This window comes from Microcoleus sp. S28C3, from assembly GCF_036700785.1.
In the GTDB taxonomy this organism is placed as follows: Bacteria; Cyanobacteriota; Cyanobacteriia; order Cyanobacteriales; family Microcoleaceae; genus Microcoleus; species Microcoleus asticus.
The window spans coordinates 1-3769 of record NZ_JAUBPO010000232.1 but is presented as its reverse complement, the minus strand read 5'-3'; the positions used below and the strand labels follow the sequence as shown (position 1 = coordinate 3769).

Genomic DNA, 3769 nt, shown 5'->3' with positions numbered 1-3769 from the left:
TTCGACTTTTTTTGACGCTTTTATTGATTTTAACTATTTTACGCTTATTCGGATATTTACAAAACCGGGATGCTCCCATTGGCATTTTAGCTAAAACTTTAGCATATTATATACTGAAGAGCCAAAAGAAATTATGGGAAATCTCACGTTAAAGAAGCTTGGTTTATTCTCACGGATTTAGGTTCGTTGCCAGCAGCAATCAATGCTTATAAGCAGCGGATGAGCATTGAAGAAATGTTTCGAGACTGTAAAAAAGGAGGCTACGATCTTGAAGGGACTAGCCTCAAAGAAAACAGACTTATTAATATGATTCTCCTGATGACGCTTGCCTACAGTTCCGCAATATTTCAAGGCACTGAATTGAGAAAAAAGCAGGTACAAAAATATGTATCTCGTCGCAAAAAACCAAAAAAAAAAATATCGTAGAAGGAGTACATTTGGTGTTGGCGTAGATGCCGAAAAGTGGGTTAATTATCTAGAAAAATATGCTTTGGAGATGCAACAGTTAATGAAGTTAACTCCTTCTAAACGTCGCTTTTATGAACAAGGTCTGAGGGCTGCAACCCTTATTCGGTCTATATCCTAAGTCTCTTTGTCACCCCCCCAGATCCCTGATAGGGTTTTACGTTTTCCGAGCATATGTTGTCACCCTTTTGTGACCATTTTGTGGTCTCTTTCAATCCCTATAGAACGTATTTGGGATCTAGTGATTTGCTATTGCCAACCGTTCCTTTGCTAAGCGTTTGAGCATGAGCTGAATGAAACACACATTGAGCTTAGCCGTCGCATTCTCCAGCGCTCGCTCACTAAACTCTTACACCGTTCTACCCACGCATTTGACCGCTCAATCACCCAACGAGTCGGAATGACGACAAATCCCGTCTGCTCTTGCTGCTGCTTTTGGGCGATTGTCGGCTTCGGAGCCACTTCAAACTGAATTTTAGTCATGATTTGAGGATAAATCTGCTCTAACGCCGTACTCAGCACGGTGGGATGATACCCGTGGTCGAGCAAAATCGTTAATTTGGGCAAGCCATCAGGTCTATCCTTGAAGTAATTAATGTTGGCTGCTAATACCAATTTCCTAAAATAGTGCTATAGTTAATGGGTGTCCTTTTTGTAAGCTAGTACGCCAATAGAAGAAAGAAAAATGTCAGGAGTTGTTAAGATTGACATAAGGGGAACAGAAGAAGAGCTTTTAGTTCTTCTCAGGAAAGAGAAAGATGCCACTCGTCACGAAAAACAGCAGGTTCTATATTGGCTCAAGACCCAAGCGGTAGATAGCGTCTTGTCTGCTGCTGTGAGGCGCACGGGAAACATCGTACTACAGATCGCGAGATGGTTGTCTAGCTACCCTTGCGGGGGGAATCGAAGAATTATTATCCGAGAAACCTCGTTCAGGAAGACCCAGAATAATGAGTCCAGAAACGGTAGAGAGATTATCAAAAGAATTGCAAGACCCCGAAGGATTCAGTAGCTACAAAGAAGTCCATCAATGGTTAACAAGCTGCTGTGAGGTTAAAGTGGCATATCGGACAGTACATCAATGGGCAAGATATCGGCTCAAAGGAAAATTAAAAGCCCTCGTCCCGTGACTGAAAAACAGAAACCAGGGGCAGTAGAAGAATTTAAAAAAAACTGTCATCTCTAATTAAAAGCTGGCGGGGTGACAACCCCGCCAAAACCCGGAGCGGGTGAGGGGTTGACCGACTTGTGGTAAAAAAAGATAGGTCAGAAGAAGGTTCCCAACGACCTATCAAAAAATATGCTACCCCTATTTTATCAGACGCATCTCCAACAACACTTAACTCGTGCTCAGTTTTTAGTATTAGGCATCTTGCTCGCTCTGCTGCAATCTCAAAGGCAAGTGAAGTTAGAGCGATTAGCATCTGTGTTTCCCTGTCCGATTACTACCGAAAGTCGGCGTCGGAAATTACAAAGGTTCTTGAGTTTACCTCAATTAACAATCAGTCAGATTTGGTATCCCATCGTTACTTATTGGTTAACTACCTATTGCCAAGTGGGTCAGACTTTATTAATTGCGATCGATCGCACGAGCGTGGGGTAAGATCAATATACTCATGGTCAGCCTGGTGTGGGAGAAAAGAGCTATTCCTTTATCCTGGTCGCTGTTACCAAAGCTAGGAAGCAGCAATATAACTGAGCAAATGAATGCGATTGCATAAATTTTACCACTGTTAAAAGATTATCAAGTAGTAGTGCTGGGAGACCGGGAATTTTGCTCGGTCGAGCTGGCTAACTGGCTGAGGGAGAAACGTCTACATTTTTGTTTGAGATTGAAATGCTCTCTCTGTATCGAAACCGAACCTGAGATTTGGCAACCATTGAAAGAGGTAGGATTGGTTCCAGGAATTTCTCTCTATTTCTCAGGGATCAAAGTCCGAAAAACTCAACCAATCAAGGGCTTTGATGTTGCTTGTAAGTGGAAGAGGAAATATCGAGGTGTGTCGGTTAAGGAGGGTTGGTTTATTCTCACAAATTTGGGTTCACTTAAGATGGCGCTCGCTGCCTATCAGAAGCGGATGGGAATTGAAGAAATGTTCCGAGATTACAAAAGCGGAGGCTATTATTTAGAGGGAACAGGCTTAAAAGCTCAGCGGTTGATGACCCTCATTTTATTAATAGCACTCGCCTACAGTAGTGCCATCATGCAAGGAACAAATCTCAAAATGAAATCGGTCAAAAAGTACATTGTTCGCCCTCAAGAGTCACAAAGAAAATATGCAAGACGGAGTACCTTTGGCAGTGGTTTAGATAGCCACCAATGGCTAACATACCTGGAAAAATATGCCGACGCAGTTCAAGAGTTAATGACTTTAACCCCGACTAAGCGCTACTTTTACCAACAGGGGATGAGAGCTATAAGTCAGATTCAGTCTAGCTCTTAGCCATCTTGTCACCCCCCCAGAATTAAAAGCAGTCGCTCGTCAGAGTGAAAGCTTTTTAAAGCAGTGGAGAAAAGTGCGATACTGGAGTGAACATGAAAGTCGGATAGGCTTGCACACAGTGAGCGAGAAGAAAATTGACGAGTCGAGGCATAAAACCGCAAGGAAAAGTGCAATGGGATTTCACTTATTGTGGCTTTATGGAGCGGTATATCCACTAACAGGAGAAGGATTTTTTTACGAATTTACGCATCTGGATCCAGTGTGCTTCGAGAAGTTTTTAGAGCTATTTGCCAGTAAGTATCCGGAGGATTTACATATAATTCAACTGGATAATGGAGGATTTCATAACTCTTTAAATCTCAGCATACCAGAAAATATTATTTTACTGTTTCAACCCGCATACAGTCCGGAAGTAAACCCCATAGAAAGACTGTGGGGATACGTAAAAGAACAATTGAAATGGTTGAGATTTGACCAAATAGAAGAGTTGAGAGCATTGCTCAGTAAAAAGAGTTAAATAAGTTGACGTTGGAAGTTATTGCTTTTTTGACGGGATGGAAATTTATTTTAGAGGCTCTATCTGTAGCAGCACTTTAGGAAGTTGGTATTATATAATCGGTGCTTCTTCCTTTCTTTTTATCTCCGATTTCATTAATAATTACAAAAATTTTTCTATTTTTTAAGGCTTGTAAAGTGAGAGATAGTCTTTGATTTTTTAATTTTTGAGCTTGCCAAAGAGATTGAGTTAAAAAATGATGTAAGGATTGTCCATTAGTTAATCCAACTAAGCTGTTTCGCATTAAAACTGGTATAATAATAAATCACAAGTCACAGAAAAGCCAGAAGTATGCCAGCCAAAA

5 protein-coding genes and 1 pseudogene are annotated in these 3769 nt (G+C 41.2%); 4 read left to right on the top strand and 2 right to left on the bottom strand.

Going from position 1 to position 3769, the window contains the following annotated elements:
* Window positions 1–186 precede the first annotated feature (186 nt).
* Entirely contained in the window at window positions 187–426 is a 240-nt protein-coding gene (locus tag QUA13_RS31905) for a hypothetical protein (RefSeq protein ID WP_333205020.1), read from the top strand.
* A 309-nt stretch (window positions 427–735) separates the two neighbouring features.
* Here QUA13_RS31905 and QUA13_RS31900 read toward each other — a convergent pair whose 3' ends face one another.
* Window positions 736–1080: a hypothetical protein gene (locus QUA13_RS31900; protein WP_333205018.1), complete on the bottom strand. Its 345-nt coding sequence runs from the start codon at window positions 1078–1080 to the stop codon at window positions 736–738.
* A 287-nt stretch (window positions 1081–1367) separates the two neighbouring features.
* On the opposite strand from QUA13_RS31900, the gene QUA13_RS31895 reads away from it, so the two are divergent.
* The 3 genes and pseudogenes from QUA13_RS31895 to QUA13_RS31885 all read left to right on the top strand — a co-directional run bounded on the left by QUA13_RS31895 (window position 1368) and on the right by QUA13_RS31885 (window position 3426).
* Window positions 1368–1595, top strand: coding sequence for a helix-turn-helix domain-containing protein (locus QUA13_RS31895; protein ID WP_333205022.1), 228 nt, complete (start codon window positions 1368–1370; stop codon window positions 1593–1595).
* A gap of 170 nt (window positions 1596–1765) precedes the next feature.
* Window positions 1766–2909 (top strand): annotated as a pseudogene (locus QUA13_RS31890) (IS4 family transposase).
* A 172-nt stretch (window positions 2910–3081) separates the two neighbouring features.
* The gene (locus QUA13_RS31885) at window positions 3082–3426 is read left to right on the top strand and encodes a transposase (protein ID WP_445242774.1); all 345 of its coding nucleotides are present in this window, start codon (window positions 3082–3084) and stop codon (window positions 3424–3426) included.
* Between the two features lie 76 nt (window positions 3427–3502).
* On the opposite strand, the gene QUA13_RS31880 is transcribed toward QUA13_RS31885, so the two are convergent.
* On the bottom strand, window positions 3503–3709 hold the full coding sequence (locus QUA13_RS31880; RefSeq protein ID WP_333205014.1) for a hypothetical protein: 207 nt from the start codon (window positions 3707–3709) through the stop codon (window positions 3503–3505).
* Between the last annotated feature and the right edge of the window lie 60 nt (window positions 3710–3769).